Source organism: Sphingorhabdus sp. EL138 (assembly GCF_900258045.1).
GTDB lineage: Bacteria > Pseudomonadota > Alphaproteobacteria > Sphingomonadales > Sphingomonadaceae > Parasphingorhabdus.
Genome location: NZ_OGVD01000004.1, coordinates 1,424,757 through 1,440,438, shown reverse-complemented (window position 1 = coordinate 1,440,438; position 15,682 = coordinate 1,424,757). Strand labels below are relative to the sequence as shown.

General features: G+C 53.4%; 14 protein-coding genes. 7 read left to right on the top strand and 7 right to left on the bottom strand.

Annotation, left to right across the window (positions count from 1 at the left end):
* The first annotated feature begins 88 nt into the window (after positions 1–88).
* Complete coding sequence (locus tag DK507_RS16805) at positions 89–2,203, top strand: malate synthase G (RefSeq protein ID WP_109357435.1); 2,115 nt, start codon at positions 89–91, stop codon at positions 2,201–2,203.
* On the opposite strand, the gene rsmA is transcribed toward DK507_RS16805, so the two are convergent.
* From rsmA to lptD, 4 genes are all read right to left on the bottom strand, one after another.
* Positions 2,200–2,994, bottom strand: a complete 795-nt coding sequence (gene rsmA, locus DK507_RS16800; RefSeq protein WP_254054429.1) for a 16S rRNA (adenine(1518)-N(6)/adenine(1519)-N(6))-dimethyltransferase RsmA — start codon at positions 2,992–2,994, stop codon at positions 2,200–2,202. The genes DK507_RS16805 and rsmA overlap by 4 nt on opposite strands.
* Before the next feature lie 44 nt (positions 2,995–3,038).
* Positions 3,039–4,049, bottom strand: coding sequence for a 4-hydroxythreonine-4-phosphate dehydrogenase PdxA (gene pdxA / locus DK507_RS16795; RefSeq protein WP_109357433.1), 1,011 nt, complete (start codon positions 4,047–4,049; stop codon positions 3,039–3,041).
* 11 nt (positions 4,050–4,060) lie between these two features.
* Positions 4,061–5,416: a peptidylprolyl isomerase gene (locus DK507_RS16790; protein WP_254054457.1), complete on the bottom strand. Its 1,356-nt coding sequence runs from the start codon at positions 5,414–5,416 to the stop codon at positions 4,061–4,063.
* A gap of 108 nt (positions 5,417–5,524) precedes the next feature.
* On the bottom strand, positions 5,525–7,762 hold the full coding sequence (gene lptD / locus DK507_RS16785; protein WP_109357431.1) for an LPS-assembly protein LptD: 2,238 nt from the start codon (positions 7,760–7,762) through the stop codon (positions 5,525–5,527).
* Between the two features lie 262 nt (positions 7,763–8,024).
* On the opposite strand from lptD, the gene DK507_RS16780 reads away from it, so the two are divergent.
* The 4 genes from DK507_RS16780 to ndk all read left to right on the top strand — a co-directional run bounded on the left by DK507_RS16780 (position 8,025) and on the right by ndk (position 11,055).
* Complete coding sequence (locus DK507_RS16780) at positions 8,025–9,482, top strand: leucyl aminopeptidase (RefSeq protein ID WP_109357430.1); 1,458 nt, start codon at positions 8,025–8,027, stop codon at positions 9,480–9,482.
* 25 nt (positions 9,483–9,507) lie between these two features.
* Complete coding sequence (locus DK507_RS16775) at positions 9,508–9,945, top strand: DNA polymerase III subunit chi (RefSeq protein ID WP_109357429.1); 438 nt, start codon at positions 9,508–9,510, stop codon at positions 9,943–9,945.
* 81 nt (positions 9,946–10,026) lie between these two features.
* Positions 10,027–10,530, top strand: coding sequence for a hypothetical protein (locus tag DK507_RS16770; RefSeq protein ID WP_109357428.1), 504 nt, complete (start codon positions 10,027–10,029; stop codon positions 10,528–10,530).
* Positions 10,531–10,632: 102 nt separating this feature from the next.
* Positions 10,633–11,055 carry a nucleoside-diphosphate kinase gene (gene ndk, locus DK507_RS16765; protein WP_109357427.1) on the top strand — a complete coding sequence of 141 codons (423 nt, stop codon included), beginning with the start codon at positions 10,633–10,635 and terminating at the stop codon, positions 11,053–11,055.
* Positions 11,056–11,296: 241 nt separating this feature from the next.
* Here ndk and DK507_RS16760 read toward each other — a convergent pair whose 3' ends face one another.
* Positions 11,297–11,764, bottom strand: a complete 468-nt coding sequence (locus DK507_RS16760; protein WP_162559103.1) for a nuclear transport factor 2 family protein — start codon at positions 11,762–11,764, stop codon at positions 11,297–11,299.
* An 84-nt stretch (positions 11,765–11,848) separates the two neighbouring features.
* Here DK507_RS16760 and DK507_RS16755 point away from each other — a divergent pair, with 84 nt between their 5' ends.
* Positions 11,849–12,622, top strand: a complete 774-nt coding sequence (locus DK507_RS16755) for an SDR family oxidoreductase (RefSeq protein WP_109357425.1) — start codon at positions 11,849–11,851, stop codon at positions 12,620–12,622.
* Positions 12,623–12,716: 94 nt separating this feature from the next.
* The gene (locus DK507_RS16750) at positions 12,717–13,373 is read left to right on the top strand and encodes a LuxR C-terminal-related transcriptional regulator (RefSeq protein ID WP_109357424.1); all 657 of its coding nucleotides are present in this window, start codon (positions 12,717–12,719) and stop codon (positions 13,371–13,373) included.
* Between the two features lie 170 nt (positions 13,374–13,543).
* Here DK507_RS16750 and purN read toward each other — a convergent pair whose 3' ends face one another.
* Positions 13,544–14,509, bottom strand: a complete 966-nt coding sequence (gene purN, locus DK507_RS16745) for a phosphoribosylglycinamide formyltransferase (RefSeq protein ID WP_109357423.1) — start codon at positions 14,507–14,509, stop codon at positions 13,544–13,546.
* Positions 14,510–14,515: 6 nt separating this feature from the next.
* Positions 14,516–15,634 (bottom strand): phosphoribosylformylglycinamidine cyclo-ligase, encoded by a 1,119-nt coding sequence (gene purM, locus DK507_RS16740; protein ID WP_109357422.1) that lies wholly within the window; start codon positions 15,632–15,634, stop codon positions 14,516–14,518.
* Positions 15,635–15,682: the final 48 nt, after the last annotated feature.

The window sequence follows — 15,682 nt, the reverse complement described above, 5'->3', positions numbered from 1 at the left end:
GCGACCGATTCCTCCCCGGATTATCTGCTTTTGCGCTCAGGCAATGATGTCGGGGGCGTGCTATGTTTTTGAACAAGAGGAACCCTTCATGTCCGAATATGTCCGTCAAAACGGTGTCCAGATTTCTTCGTTATTGTTTGATTTTGTCAATGAACGCGCCCTGGCTGGCACAGGTGTGGATCAGGATCAGTTCTGGTCTGGTTTTGCTGATCTTTTGGCCCGTTTTGCTCCGCGCAATGCTGAACTGCTGGCCAAACGGGAAAAACTGCAATCACAGATTGATGACTGGCATATCGCCAACAAGGGTAAACCAATTGATCAGGCGGCCTATCAGGCGTTCCTGAAAGAGATCGGTTATCTTGTGGATGAGCCAGCACCTTTTGCCATCACAACAGAAAATGTAGATCCGGAAATTGCTACAATGGCGGGGCCACAACTGGTGGTGCCTTCACTGAATGATCGTTTCGTACTGAACGCCGCCAATGCGCGCTGGGGCAGCCTTTATGATGCCTTCTACGGCACCGACGCACTGGATGCGGCACCGGCCCAACCCGGCGGTTATGACCCTGTACGCGGTGCAGCGGTGATCAAGGCGGCCAAGGCGTTTCTGGACGAGACGCTACCGCTGTCGAACGGCAGCTGGAGTGACCTGAGCAATGTCAAAGAAAACGGCATCCCGCTGAAAGATCCTTCGCAATGCGTTGGATGGAATGACAAGGGATGCCTGTTCAAAGATAACGGCCTGCATATTGACGTGATTTTTGATGCAGATCACCCGATCGGCAAGGATGATCCAGCCAATATTGCCGACGTCTATCTGGAAGCGGCTCTGACGACGATTATCGACATGGAAGATTCCGTCGCTGCGGTTGACGCGGAAGACAAGGTTCTCGCCTATACCAACTGGCTTGGCCTGATGCGGGGTGATCTCGCAGCCAAATTCATGAAAGGCGGCAAGGAGGCTGAGCGCCGCGCCAATCCGGATCGCGACTATGTCGATCAGGATGGTAATTCTTTCACACTGCCTGGGCGCAGCCTGATGTTTGTTCGCAATGTTGGACATTTGATGACCAATCCGGCCGTATTGCTGAGCGACGGGTCCGAGGCGCCAGAGGGCCTGCTCGACGGCGTGTTTACCAGCCTGATTGCGATGCATGACCTGCAGGGGTTGGGGGAGCTGCGCAACAGCAAAGCCGGCTCCATCTATATCGTGAAACCGAAAATGCACGGTCCGGAAGAATGTGCCTTCACCAATGATCTGTTCGATGCGGTGGAGGACCTGCTGGGGCTGGCCCGTAACACGATAAAAGTGGGCGTAATGGACGAAGAACGCAGGACCTCTGCCAACCTTGCGGCCTGCATTGAGGCTGTGAAAGACCGGATTGTGTTTATTAACACAGGCTTCCTGGACCGTACCGGTGATGAAATCCATACCAGCATGCAGGGTGGCGCCATGGTCGCAAAAGCAGACATGAAATCCAGCGACTGGATTCAATCCTATGAAGCCCGCAATGTTGCTATCGGTCTGGCTTGCGGCATGTCCGGCAAGGCGCAGATCGGCAAAGGCATGTGGGCAGCCCCCGACATGATGGCAGATATGATGGAGCAGAAAATTGGTCATCCGATGACCGGTGCAAATACCGCATGGGTGCCAAGCCCGACGGCGGCGACCTTGCACGCCATTCACTATCACCGGCTGGACGTGTTCGCGCGTCAGAAAGAGGTGGCAAGTGAAGGAATACCATCACTGGACAAGCTGCTCACTATTCCTCTGACAGAGGGGCATAATTGGTCGACCGAAGAAATTGAACGCGAGCTGGATAACAACGCGCAAGGCATATTGGGCTACGTGGTGCGCTGGGTTGACCAGGGCATTGGCTGTTCTAAGGTTCCGGATATTCATGATGTCGGCCTGATGGAGGATCGCGCGACCCTCAGGATTTCATCCCAGCATATGGCAAACTGGATGTTGCATGGTGTTTGCTCGGCAGAGCAGGTTGATGCTGCGCTGCTGCGCATGGCGGCGAAGGTCGATGGTCAGAATGCGGGCGATCCGTTGTATCAGCCGATGGCGAGTGATCCGGCCGGCAGTCTGGCATTTCAGGCCGCAAGGGACCTAGTGTTCAAAGGTGTCGAGCAGCCAAGCGGTTATACAGAACCCTTGCTGCACGCCTATCGCCGGAAACTGAAAGCAGCAAGCTAGGCCGACAGAAAGCGGGCCAGCACGACAAATTCGTCTACGCTGACGGTTTCAGGGCGGCGAGCGCCGTCAATCCCCGCGTCTTTCAGGGCGTCGAGTCCGCCGGGCAGGCCTTTCAGGCTTTGCCGCAGCATTTTGCGGCGCTGGCTGAAAGCGGTCTGAGTCAGTTTGGCCAGAATTTCGGGATCAACGCCGTCGGGCTGTTCTTTTGGTGTCAGATGCACGATAGCCGACATCACCTTCGGCGGCGGCGTGAAGGCTGAACGGTGGACTGACATCGCAAGTTTCGCATCGCAGCGCCACTGCGCCAAAATGGACAGGCGCCCATATGCACTGGAGCCCGCATCGGCAACAATCCGGTCAGCGACTTCCCGTTGGAACATCAGCGTCAGGGATTGCCAAGCGGGCGGCCACGCAGAACTGGACAGCCATTTTATTAGAAGCGCGGAACCAACATTATAGGGGAGGTTGGATGCGATGTGAAAAGGTGCGTCGAACAATTGCGACAGGTCAATTTTCAAGGCATCTTCGTTGATAACCTGCAATTGCCCGGGAAAATGATCCGCAAGATCAGCCAAAGCAGGCAGACATCGTTCATCTCGCTCTACCGCTGTCACCTTTGCGCCCGCCTGCAGCAGCGCCTGTGTCAGTCCGCCGGGACCGGGGCCGACTTCAAACACCTGGGCGTTTTCCAGATCGCCTGGAACTGCCGCGATGCGCGACAATAGCTGGGTATCAAGCAGGAAATTCTGGCCGAGTGCCTTGTTGGCGGTCAGGCCATGTTTTTTGATCACCTCCCTCAAGGGAGGCAGGGATGGTGGCTGTGTCGATGAGTGGCTCAAAGGTCGTATTTTTCGCGATTGGAAACGGCGGTGGCGGCCATCTGGATGGCGGCAATCATCGACCGGGGATCGGCAATTCCTTGTCCTGCTATCCCGAATGCAGTGCCATGATCGGGAGAGGTCCGGACGATTGGCAAGCCGAGTGTCAAATTCACACCGTCGAAAAAATGTAGTGTTTTCAGAGGTATTAAAGCCTGATCATGATAGGGGCACAGAGCTACATCATATTGAGACCGGGCCTCTTCATGAAACATGGTATCAGCAGGCAAGGGCCCGGACACATCAAAACCTTGCGCCCCAAGCTCCTCAATCGCGGGTTCCATGACCAGTTTTTCCTCGTCACCCAAATTCCCATTTTCCCCTGCATGGGGATTAAGTCCAGCGATGGCGATTCGCGGATTCTCTATGCCAAAATTCCTGATCATGGCCTTATGAGCCGCCTTGGCACGCGCGATGATTAGTGACTTGCTGAGCTGTGAGGGCACATCTTTCAAAGCTATATGTGTTGTCATTGGAACTACGCGCAGCGAAGGACCGGCCAGCATCATCACTGCATTTTCCCGGGCGATACCGCATCGTTCTGACACAAATTCGGTCTGCCCCGGATAACGGAACCCGACCTTGTACAATTGCGACTTGGAAACTGGAGCTGTAATAACTGCGCCAGCGTCTCCCGATCGCGCAAGCCCACACGCTATTTCCAGAGCATGTAAAGCACATTGAGCGCCGTCCAGCGTAGGTCGCCCCGGTACCGTAGGTTCGCCGTTGTGGATATGAAAGATCGGTAGTGCCGCATCAAATTTACTTTTGGCTTCGGCAGGATCGGATATCTTGATAATGGGCGCACCGCAAAGCCCGTTACTATCTGATCCTTTGAAATCTTCAAAATTCCCGACCGCAAAAAACGGGCTCAAACCAAGGCTTTCCCGTTCAAGCCAGCTCTTACAGATGATTTCGGGCCCTATTCCTGCAGGATCACCGCACGAAAGGGCAAAGGGTTTTGTCACCCTCGCATTCCTCAATTATATTCGATAATGGCGTCACGGCGCAGATCGCGCAGGTAGATTTGCGCGCGTTTGTTGATCCGCTCATTTTCCAGATCCGACATAATCTTGTCAAAAGATGGTGCTGTTGCGGTTTGCGGGTCGTCGCGGCCACATAGGATTAACACACGTACGCCATCTGTTACGGATCCAAAAGGCTGGCTGGCTTGTCCAATTTGCAGGTTGGCGATGGTGCTCTGCAGTGGACCAGGCAAGTCCTTCAGACGCACTTGATCATTGTCAACCACCGACGCTCCGATATTGGCGGCTATTTCATTGGCGGCACCACAGCCTTTGATGTTTTGGGTAGCCGTAGCAAATTCTGCTGCACGACTGGTCGCTTGTGCTTCGGTCGTTCCAGGTGGGAAACCGATGGCGAGCTGTTTAAGGCTTAAGACCGCATTGCGCGGGTCGGCCGTCAGTATCTGACGTTGGTCGATAAGGTATAATATCGAGAAGCCGCCGGGAACTTGAACGGGACCAACAACCTGGCCAATTTGCATCTGCGCTGCTGCATCCGCTAACGATTGCGGCAATTGTACGGGGCGGACCCAACCGAGGTCCCCGCCAGTGACAGCTGTAGAAGCTTCGGAAAATTGACGCGCATAGGCGACAAAAGAGCCGCCCTGACGGATCTGATCCAATATCTGGCGCATGTTGGAAGCAACCTGTTCGGCGGCCTCGGGGGCCGCTGACATATAAATCTCGCCAATACGATACTCGGTCGTGCCTTTGGAAGCATTGAGCCGCTCGATAATAGCGTTCACCTCTTCATCGCCGACATTGATAAAGGGTTGAATATTGCGTCGCAGCAGACGGCTCCATGCGAGTTCACCTTTGATCTGCTGTTTCAACGTGTAGGTTGAGGAGCCATTCCTGCGCAAATAAGGTTCAATAGAATTCAAATCTCGTCTAAAGTTTTGCTGGACCACTTGATTAAATGTCTGATCTATTTCCGCCTGGGAAATCGTGATTTCATTCGCTTCAGCTTCTTGGATCTGAAGTGTTTCGTCAATCAGGTTTCTGAGTACCTGCAAGCGTAGACGGTCCTCTTCTTCCTTGGAAACCGTGCCGCCATTTGCTGTCACGATCAGCGCAAGGCGCTGGCTGACGTCGGTGCCGGTTATGATATCTCCGTTAACAATCGCCGTTGCCCGCCGAACGTTAGGATTATCTTCGCCAAAAATGGTGAGTTGTTCGGGAATGTTGAGGCCTGCTTGAGGCACAGCATTGTCCGAAACTGTCTGACTTGATGACGGGGTCGCAGCCAACAGAGCGGCGGTAGCAGCAATCGCAAATTTTGCATGTCTGCCGGTAAATCGGGTACGCATAAAATTCATTTTTCGTTTCTTTTCAAACTCTAAGAACAACTTTAGACCTGCCAATATCAAAAAAGGGCTGAACCTAATATGAGCAATCAAATATCATTAACAAACGCCTTACACACCCAAATTGCGTAAAGCCAGTCGGAAGAGGAATGTGCTGCCGCGCTGGTCATCTCCCGTATCTTCATAATCATAGCGCCATGTTATGCCGAGAGACAAGCAACCATCATCATAGGCGACGCCGATCCGGTGCCGTACGGGTTCAAATCCGTCTGCAGAAGACAGCGGATCTTCCCGCGCATCGGTAAGATCGATGATCGCGGAACCGAAAACAGACCAATATCGGTCTATCTGATAACGGCCACCAACACGGACCTCTTCACGATCACTAAGATCTTCAATCCCGGCGCCAATATCGCGGTTCAGCCGTAAATAACCGATTTGTGCGTAAGTATCCCGCGTGCCAACCGTGGCATCAATCTCGTTGCGCCGGACTGCGAGATTGTCTTTATCCAGCCGATATCGATGGGTAAACTTGACGATGTCCTTGAAGCGGACTTCCGTCCGTCCGACGATATCGGAAAACCTGTCTGAAAGGCCGGTTCCGTCGGGAACAATGTTGCTATTATTGGCAAGTCGATAGCTTTGACCAACAATGGCATCGACGCGCAAATTAGGCCGGTTGAGATTCCATTCCAGACCATAGGTGGCCCGAACATTATCTTCATAACGATCAAAGCCGGGGAACCGGTTGAGCGCAAACAAATTTGTATCTTCCAGATCGACCGAACGCGAATCTTCATTGGGAATCGACTGATTTGATATAGCGGGTGTCGCGACAACCTGAAAACGCGGTGTCAGCGTTTGGGTTCCGCCAAAGGCCTGCCCAATAAATGGCCACTTAATGTCTACGGCCGCCGTCACAATACCACGGGTTTGCCAACCGGATTCACCGCGATAAATGGCTGTTTCGTTAAGCGCGTTATCCTGGCTGTTATAGACATCGCCGCGTGCAAAGCCGGTCAGGGTTATTTCCTGACCCAGGGTTGTCAGTTTGCGCAGATCCCAACGGGCGGATGCAAAGGCGCGTTGTGTGTCCTGACCCTCAGTACGGCCGACGGCCAGGCTGTTGATTTGAATTTGCGTTTTTCCGCCAAGTACCGGTTCGGCAAAGCGCTTGCGATAGTCAACTACGGGCAAAGCGATTGGAACGCGGTTTTGCGGATCGCCGGCGCGCAAGGTCTGGAACGCCCACCCGGCCAGTGAAAAATAGCTGCTGTCGTCTATCCGTTCGACATTGATGGTCGATCGCAGGCTGTCATCGTCACTGATATCGTAGCGGCGCAGGAAAGTTCGGTCAGAGACTAATCTCGCGGATTGCGATATCGTCCAGTTCTCATCCAGAATGAAGCGGCCAGTGGTTGCAAAATATCCCCTGAAATCTTTCTCTGCATCTGGCAATGGTCCGGACGCTCCGGTGGGGATACGGGATCCGTAAGTGGCGTAGCCGGTGAGTTGAAATGCGCCTTTTTCGCTTAGATTTCGATATGTCCCGCTGATCAACGGGGCTACCTCGGTAAAGACCTGAGTTGTTACCGTTGCGTCCTCATTGGGCGCAAGGTTGAAATAATAGGGAATGGAAACCGCAACGCCGTTGGTCGAATCAAACCTCAGATTAGGGACCAATATGCCGCTGCGATTTTCGTTGCTGACCGGATGCGACAGGCCAGGCAGGGGAATGACCGGCAGTCCAAATATCTCGATCCGCGCCCCGTCATAGCTGACGCGTTTCTTGATCGGATCATAGCGAACTTTAACGGCTTTAATCTGCCAGCTGGGGTTTTTCGGGCAGCCATCTTCGGTGGTAACTGCACAGGCTGTGTAAGCGGCGCTGTCAAGTGTTAGAGCGCCATCCGCAAACCGTTCTCCCTTTCGGGCGGCAAGCCTGCTGCCGTCATCGAGCACCAGCAATAAATTGTCGACGATTCCGTCTCGCAGACTGTCGGTCAGCACAATGCTGTCGCCATAGGCAGTGTCGCCATCGGGGCTTATCGAACGAATACTACCTTCCGCACGCACGATACCGGTCTTGCGATTCCAGATGACAGTATCGGAACGCAGTTTGTATCCGTCCCGGTTAAGCAGCACGTTGCCTTTGGCCGTTACAACATCATTTTCAAAATCATAATCTATCGTATCGGCGCTAAATTCAATTTCTTCTGATTGCTCAGGAGATTTTTGCGGCGCTTCTGCAGATGCTTGTGGTTGTCCGCCGGTATCCGCTTGTGCCATAGCGGACTGTGGAAGGGCAATCGGAAGAGCCAATGCAATCAGTGCGATTGAAGATTTCATCGACGAGATTAACCTACCTTTGACCCCATGAAATATTGGCGTAATTTATATTGGCGCCAACCTGTTCGACGCCCTATTGCACCAGATTGCGTTTGCTGCAAATTTTCTCTGCTGATTTTTCCCAATCTCCCGATTTCATCATTAACTCGGATGAAATGATGATTGCAAAGACACTGCCAATCTTTCATTGATCCACCCTGAACAGAAGATCATATAGCCGGGATACGAATACGGCTGACCCATTGATAAGGACGTTTTACCCATGAAATTCACTTTTGCCGAAAGCCTGTCTTCCACACCAGATGCAATTGCCATTGCCGTTGGCAAAGATGCACTGGACAGCGCGAAGATCGACGTTGAAGAGGATAAAGTGGTCCGCACTGCCGCCAAAGCGGCAAGGTTTGAAGGAAAAACCGGCCAGACATTTCAGACATTTGTGACAGAAGGCGACGCGGTCATACAGGTCATATTGACCGGTACCGGAAAAGGGGAACGCAAGGATTGCGAAGCGGCTGGCGGAGCGGTTGTCACCAAGTTAATTGCATCAGGCGTAAAACACCTTGTGATCAGTGGATCGGGCCTGGAGCAAGATCAATTGGCACGGCTGCTGTTTGGCGCGAAACTGCGTAGCTGGAGAATCGATAAATATCGCACGACCATGCCGGAAAATGCGAAGCAGACGCTGGAAACCATAACAGTGCTGGATACCGACATGGAATCGGCGCAGGTCTGGCAAGACCTGTCTGCCGTCGCCGACGGGGTAGCGCTGACCCGCGAACTGGTGTCGGAGCCGGCGAACGTCATCTATCCGGAAAGCTTCGTCGCGCGTTGCGAAGAGCTTCAGGGCATGGGCGTCGAGTTTACCGTCCTCGGGCAGGAAGAAATGGAAAAGCTTGGCATGGGCGCGCTTCTGGGCGTGTCACAAGGGTCGGTCCGGCCGCCGCGGATGCTTGCTATGCGCTGGGATGGCACCAATGGCGCGCAAAAAAAGCCGCTGGCGCTGGTTGGTAAGGGTGTGACCTTCGATACCGGTGGCATTTCGCTGAAACCACCGGGCGGCATGGAAGATATGAAATGGGATATGGGCGGAGCCGGTGCGGTGGCCGGCACCATGAAGGCGCTCGCCGGGCGTAAGGCTAAGGCGCATGTCGTTGGCATTTGCGGCCTGGTTGAAAACATGCCCGATGGCAATGCCCAGCGGCCTGGCGACGTGGTGACCAGTATGAGTGGTCAGACCATCGAAGTCATTAACACCGATGCTGAGGGGCGCTTGGTATTATGCGATGCATTGCACTGGGCGCAGGAAACCTTTGAGCCAGAGGTTGTTGTCAATCTGGCAACTTTGACCGGAGCGATCATTATCTCGCTGGGCAATGAGCATGCCGGTTGTTTCAGCAACGATGACGGGCTGTCCGACAATTTGCTGGCGGCTGGCAAAACAGCTGGTGATCCGCTTTGGCGCTTCCCGCTCACGGCCGCTTATGACAAGCAGATCAACTCGCCCATTGCAGACATGAAAAATGTCGGTGGCAAGGGGGCAGGATCGATTACCGCCGCGCAATTCCTGAAACGCTTTATCAAAGACGGTGTCAAATGGGCACATCTGGACATTGCCGGGATGGTTTGGGCGGACAAGCCCGGTCCGGTGTGGGACAAGGGCGCAACCGGTTTCGGTGTGCGTCTGCTCGATCAATATGTCGCCGACCATTTTGAGCAATAAGCCAATTTGAAGGATCGTTTGACTGGTGCAGGTCGATTTTTATCATTTGACCCGTGATCCAGCGGAAAAACTGGTGCCCGTTCTGGCCCAGAAAACCCTGAATGGCGGACAGAGGATGTTGCTCGTGTCGAGCTTTGTCGGCCAGCTGGAAAAGCTGAGCAATGCCTTGTGGCGCGCTGGACCCAGCAGTTTTCTGGCCCACGGTCTGGCTGGAAACGGACAGGATGAAGCGCAGCCCATCCTGATTTCCGGGGATTGTGAGGCAGCCAACGGCGCGCGTTACATCGCGCTGACCGATGGTGAATGGCGGGATGAGGCTTTGGCTTTTGACCGGGCTTTCTATCTCTTCACCGCCGAACAGATCGACAATGCCAGAACCGCCTGGCGAGCCCTATCGGCCAAAGACGACGTTACGCCGCGTTATTGGAAACAGGATGGTGGCCGGTGGGTCGAAGGGCCCTGATATAATTGCCGTTTGCGCTTTTTTGGCGTTGCTCCTACAATCCTGAATGGGTCGCGCCATTTTTTGGATGGAGCCATTTTCATGAACAAGTTATTTATCCTGCCAGTCGTTTTGTTCGCCATGTCCTGTGGCAGCAATGATGAGGTCGCATCCGGCACGTTTGATGATGGTGATGGCGGAAAAGGCAGCTATTCGGTCAGCGGCGAGGGCGACGATAGCGAAACTGTGATCAAAACCGATGACGGAGAGGTCCGGATTGCGACAGGATCGAAAGCGGTCGCCGATTTGCCGATGGGCATAAAATTATATCCCGGTGCGGAAATTCAAAGCAGTATTGCCGGTATGGGTGATGGTAAGTCTGGGGCGATGATCGTCTTCAAAAGCTCCGATGACCAGGATGAGGTGATCAGCTTTTACAAGGACCAGATGAAGGATAAGGGCATTGATGTGCAAACCGAAATCAAATCGGGGGACATGCAGATGATTGGCGGCCAGCGTTCCGATGGAGAGGGCATAAATATTTCCGTTATCAAGGATGAAGATGGCGGCGTGACGACCACCTTGATGGCTGGCGGCAAGAACTAGACTGCAAATCAGGCAGGAAAGTCTTACAAAACTTGCTATGCTTGAAAAGTCCGGCTAGGGGCGGCGCAAACTTATTTCACACCCCTATTACGGAGCAAAATCATGGCCGGTACACGGACATTTTCGATCATCAAACCAGACGCGACCAAGCGCAATTTGACCGGTGCGGTCACCAAAATGCTGGAGGACGCAGGTCTGCGCGTTGTCGCTTCCAAACGTATCCACATGACCCGCGAACAGGCAGAAGGCTTTTACGCGGTCCATAAAGAGCGTCCTTTCTTTGGTGAACTGGTCGATTTCATGATCAGCGGTCCCGTCGTCGTTCAGGTTCTGGAAGGCGAAAACGCCATGCAGCGTAACCGTGACATCATGGGCGCGACCAACCCGGCCGACGCCGCACCGGGCACCATCCGCAAGGAGCTGGCTGAAAGCATCGAAGCCAACACGGTTCATGGTTCCGACAGCGATGAGAATGCGGCGATTGAAATCGCCTACTTCTTCAACGAAGACGAAATCGTAGGCTAGGCTGACGCCGATTTAGTGACGGTTTTTCAAGGCTTTCACGGAATTTTAAGCATGATCTGTTAATCCGCAATCTGATCACTGGTACGGGAGTGGGAAATCCTGTGCCGGATGGTCGGAATTGTGGGACCAGACCAGTGCAACAAATAATCAAGCATTTCTTGCTGATCATGACCTATGCCTTGGCTGCCTCGAACGGATCAACTGACCACAGTTTCACTATCAGTTTTGAAGCCCGCTTGGACTAGGTTTTGGGATTGGCTTCGTCATAGCGTTCCCAGTCGTGAAACGCTTCACGCCGGACGATAATCCATTTGCCGTCGCGCTTTTCAAATTTGTCACAATAGCGACCGGCCACTATCCAGTCCGTGGCTTTGCCGCCGGTCGGGACCGGATCGAATTCCGGCGTCCCCTCTTGCACATAGTGATAGGCAACGAAATTCGCTTCGGTTGACACGCTGTTGCCATCATCGCTGAAAGAGAAATGCACATTGGAAATGGAATGATGTGTGGCGGGAACTTTTTTCAGTATCTCACTGGCAAAACCGACAAATTCATCCGGTGGACCCGAATAATCACCATGGTTGTGAACATGATCATCTGCGAAGCATGACCGAACCAAAGTCCAGTCTTTGCGGTCTATTCCCTTGCAATAGCGGTGCAGCAAGTCACGAATTTCCTCCCGTGCTATCAGCTCTTCGACCTTGTCCATCCCGCTCTCCCTCATATTGTTAGGCTGAGGGATTAGCATGTGCTGCTAACCTGTGAACAGTTGGCAAAAAAGAGAGGGATCAGGATGGGCAGACTGGAAGGAAAAATAGCGATCATTACGGGCGCAGCAAAGGGATTGGGTGAAGCAGATGCCCGGATGTTTGCACGCGAAGGCGCAACAGTCATCCTGACCGACATGGATGAAGATAATGGTGCGCGTGTTGCTGCTGAAATTGGCGGTGCGGCAGAATTTCACAAGCAGGATGTTCGCGATGAATCGGCATGGGAAGACCTGATTGCAGATATTGTGTCCCGGCACGGGAAGCTGGATGTCCTAGTCAACAATGCAGGTGTGGTTGAACCCGGCACCATCGAAACCCAAACGGCAGAAGAATGGCGCTTTGTGATGGCGGTCAGTGCTGACGGGACATTTTTCGGATGCAAATATGCGGTACCGGCAATGAAGGCTTCCGGCGGCGGTTCGATTATCAACATGGCATCCATTGCGTCGGTTCAGGGAGAACCTGTTGTCGCCGCCTATGCAGCGGCAAAAGGGGCAGTGGAAAGCCTGACCCGCAGCATCGCGGTGCACTGCGCCAACAATGGCTATAATATCCGTTGTAACAGCGTTCATCCGGCAGGGATTTTGACGCCGATGGTCGAAGAAATCGGACCGAAGATGATGGATAGAACGGATTTGCGGCCAGCCGGCGAAGGACCGGCGGCCAGCGCATTGGGGGAACCCGATGACATAGCCAATACAGTACTGTTCCTGGCATCGGACGAATCCAAATTTATTAATGGCGCCGCGATAAGGGTTGATAACGCGAAATCGGTGGTCGAGGGTGTTGTTCCTTAATCTTGTTAAACGGTTAGGAAGACGGCTCAAAACAGGACGGGACCATGTGGCATTCCGCTTGCCATGTCGGAGATGCATAGACTAAGTTTATCTTATGAGTAGCGAGGAAGGGAATATTGGAACGGAGCAGCAGTCAATCCCCAAGGTTGGTCTGCCAAAGGCCTCTGTTCGGGCGCTGATCGACAACAGCCCGATTGCTTCGGTCATCAGCAATCCGAGGCTTCCAGACAATCCAATTGTCTCCTCTAACAAGGCGTTTTCCGATCTCACCGGTTACCATCCTGACTTTATCATCGGTAGAAACTGCAGGTTTTTGGCCGGAACTGCCACTGAACCATGGCTTACGGAAGAAATCCGCCGCGGTGTGCGGGAACGTAAGCCGGTACTGGTAGAAATCCTCAACTATAAAAAAGATGGCACGCCTTTTCAAAATGCAGTTCTTGTTGCCCCTTTATTTGATGATGGCGGGGAACTAGAGTTTTTTCTGGGATCGCAGGTAGAGATTGATAGCGATGGTCCGAGCCTTGCCAAAGCGCGGCGCATGCGGGCGACGGAAATCGTCAAGGACCTGTCCAAAAGGCAGCGCGAAGTGTTGAGATATATCGCCAAGGGTCTGTTAAATAAGCAGATTGCGCATGAGCTGGATTTGAGCGAGCGGACGATAAAGATGCACCGTGCGATCCTGATGAAACGCCTGGATGCCCCCAGTGCAGCCGATATGGTCCGGTTGGCCGTGGAAGCAGGAATGTAAGTAAAATTGACTACGGTCCTAATACCGTATCTATATTATTGCAGTTCTGGCGTATTGAATATTTAAGCATCGCGGATGGAGCAGTCATCCCAGATCTCAAATCCATGGCGGCATATCCTCCCTCCTCCTTGTCGCTTTAGGTTTGCTCCTCCCGCGATGCGAATTTTTCCCTAGAATTCTGCCGCGATATCCATCATTTTGGTGAGTCTCTTTGGTGCTACCATGCGCCAGCTTTTTTCCAGCCAGTCACCGACATGATCCCAGTCTGTGTGTCCGGTATCCAGCCGGATCGCAATCCAGCCCGATTTACCGTAAAACTTAGGCGTGAAATAAAGATCGGGATCGGCATCAAGAAGAGCGCTTTGCTCGTCGAGACCACTGGTTTTCACGAAAACCGATGTCCCTGTTTCACCGAAATGGCGGCGAGAAAAATAGGCAAAATATTTGCCGGTCTTTTCGCTGCCCACACGCCAGCCCGGTGTTCCGAAACTTGGCCGTTCATGGGTTTCCGCCAGTGCGAGCGCGCGGGTGCGGACCTGTTCCAATATCCAGTCGGGATCGGCCTCGCGGGCCACATATTTGGCGAGGGTTGGGGCGTAAAGCTGATGCTCGGCAATCAGAACCCGGTCGGCCAGTATGTCGGCGGTATCGCCAGGCAGGATCGCAACTTCTGTCTGTGCAAGCACGGGTCCATCATCCAGTTCCGGGGTCACAAGATGAACGCTGCATCCCGCATGGCTGTCCCCGGCGTCGAGCGCGCGCTGATACGTGTCGAGGCCCTTATATTTCGGCAGTAGGCTGGGGTGGATGTTGAGCATGTGATCCTGCCACTGGCGAACGAATTCATTGCTCAGGATGCGCATATATCCTGCCAGTGCGACATAGTCGGCGCCCGCAGTGACAATGACTTCATGCATGATCTGGTCATGTTCGTTGCGGCTTAGGCCCTTATGCGGGTGGGCAAAAGTATCAATGCCTTCCGCTTCCGCCAACTTCAGCCCCGGAGCCTGCGGATCATTGGATGCCACCAGAACAACTTCAAACGGGCAGTTTTCCGCCTTTGCGGCGTATAGTAATGCGGCCATATTGGATCCGCGACCTGATATTAGCACGGCCACTTTGGCAATTTCAGGCATCACGCATCAGCCATTGTGAGTTGCGGTCCAATCATTTCGCGCCGACCAAGTTCCGGTGCTACCTGACACAGTGCAGCCCTTTGTACCTGTTTTGACGACACCCACTTCATGAACGGTTTCGCCGGCGGCTTCCAGATCCGACCGTATCGAGGCCGCCTCATCCGGTGACACAGCCAGAATCATTCCGATACCGCAATTAAACGTCCGCGCCATTTCTTCCGGTTCGATATTACCTTGAGCCTGCAAAAAAGCCATCAGTCGCGGCTGATCCCAGCGATCGGCATCAACATGGGCGTGCAGGCCATCTGGCAGGACACGGGGGATATTCTCGAGTAATCCGCCGCCGGTAATATGTGCCAATGCCTTGATCCGACCGGATTGCATCAGGGGAAGCAGGGGTTTTACGTAAATCCGCGTTGGCGCAATCAATGCTTCGATCAACAGAACCTCAGGATCAAAAAGTGCCGGACGATCCAGTTTCCAGCCTTTATCTTCGGCCAGACGGCGAACGAGGGAATAGCCATTGGAATGCACGCCTGAGGACGCCAGACCAATAAGTATATCGCCATCCGCTAATTGCGTGCCGGTCAGCGCTTTTTCGCGCTCTACGGCACCCACGCAAAATCCCGCCAGATCATAATCACCATCGGCATACATGCCCGGCATCTCTGCCGTCTCGCCACCGATTAATGCGCAACCTGATATTTTACAGCCTTCCGCTATGCCCGCTACGACTCGCTCGGCAACACCGTTTTCCAGTTTGCCGGTCGCAAAGTAATCGAGGAAGAACAGTGGCTCCGCACCTTGCACGATCAGGTCATTTACACACATCGCAACCAGATCAATGCCGACGCTGTCATGGCGGTCATGGTCTATGGCCAGTTTCAGTTTGGTGCCAACGCCGTCATTTGCAGCGACCAGCAGAGGGTCATCATAGCCAGCTGCTTTTAGATCAAAAAAACCGCCAAACCCTCCCAATTCCGCATTCGCCCCCGGACGTGCAGTTGCTTTGGCAAGCGGTGCAATGGCCTTGACCAGTGCATTACCTGCCTCGATCGATACACCGGCTTTCGCATAGGTGTATGATTCCGGTTCATTTCGCTCGTTGTTTTGTTTATCACTCATAAAATAGGCGATTAGACAAGTCGTGGGTGGATTTCCACGTCATAATCA

Bases quoted from the DNA above. Each gene is read 5' to 3' on its own strand.
- purM (WP_109357422.1), bottom strand. From the start codon at position 15,634: ATGAGTGATAAACAAAACAACGAGCGAAATGAACCGGAATCATACACC.
- ndk (WP_109357427.1), top strand. From the start codon at position 10,633: ATGGCCGGTACACGGACATTTTCGATCATCAAACCAGACGCGACCAAG.
- DK507_RS16805 (WP_109357435.1), top strand. From the start codon at position 89: ATGTCCGAATATGTCCGTCAAAACGGTGTCCAGATTTCTTCGTTATTG.
- DK507_RS16790 (WP_254054457.1), bottom strand. From the start codon at position 5,416: ATGCGTACCCGATTTACCGGCAGACATGCAAAATTTGCGATTGCTGCT.
- DK507_RS16755 (WP_109357425.1), top strand. From the start codon at position 11,849: ATGGGCAGACTGGAAGGAAAAATAGCGATCATTACGGGCGCAGCAAAG.
- DK507_RS16770 (WP_109357428.1), top strand. From the start codon at position 10,027: ATGAACAAGTTATTTATCCTGCCAGTCGTTTTGTTCGCCATGTCCTGT.
- DK507_RS16750 (WP_109357424.1), top strand. From the start codon at position 12,717: ATGAGTAGCGAGGAAGGGAATATTGGAACGGAGCAGCAGTCAATCCCC.
- lptD (WP_109357431.1), bottom strand. From the start codon at position 7,762: ATGAAATCTTCAATCGCACTGATTGCATTGGCTCTTCCGATTGCCCTT.
- DK507_RS16780 (WP_109357430.1), top strand. From the start codon at position 8,025: ATGAAATTCACTTTTGCCGAAAGCCTGTCTTCCACACCAGATGCAATT.
- purN (WP_109357423.1), bottom strand. From the start codon at position 14,509: ATGCCTGAAATTGCCAAAGTGGCCGTGCTAATATCAGGTCGCGGATCC.
- DK507_RS16760 (WP_162559103.1), bottom strand. From the start codon at position 11,764: ATGGACAAGGTCGAAGAGCTGATAGCACGGGAGGAAATTCGTGACTTG.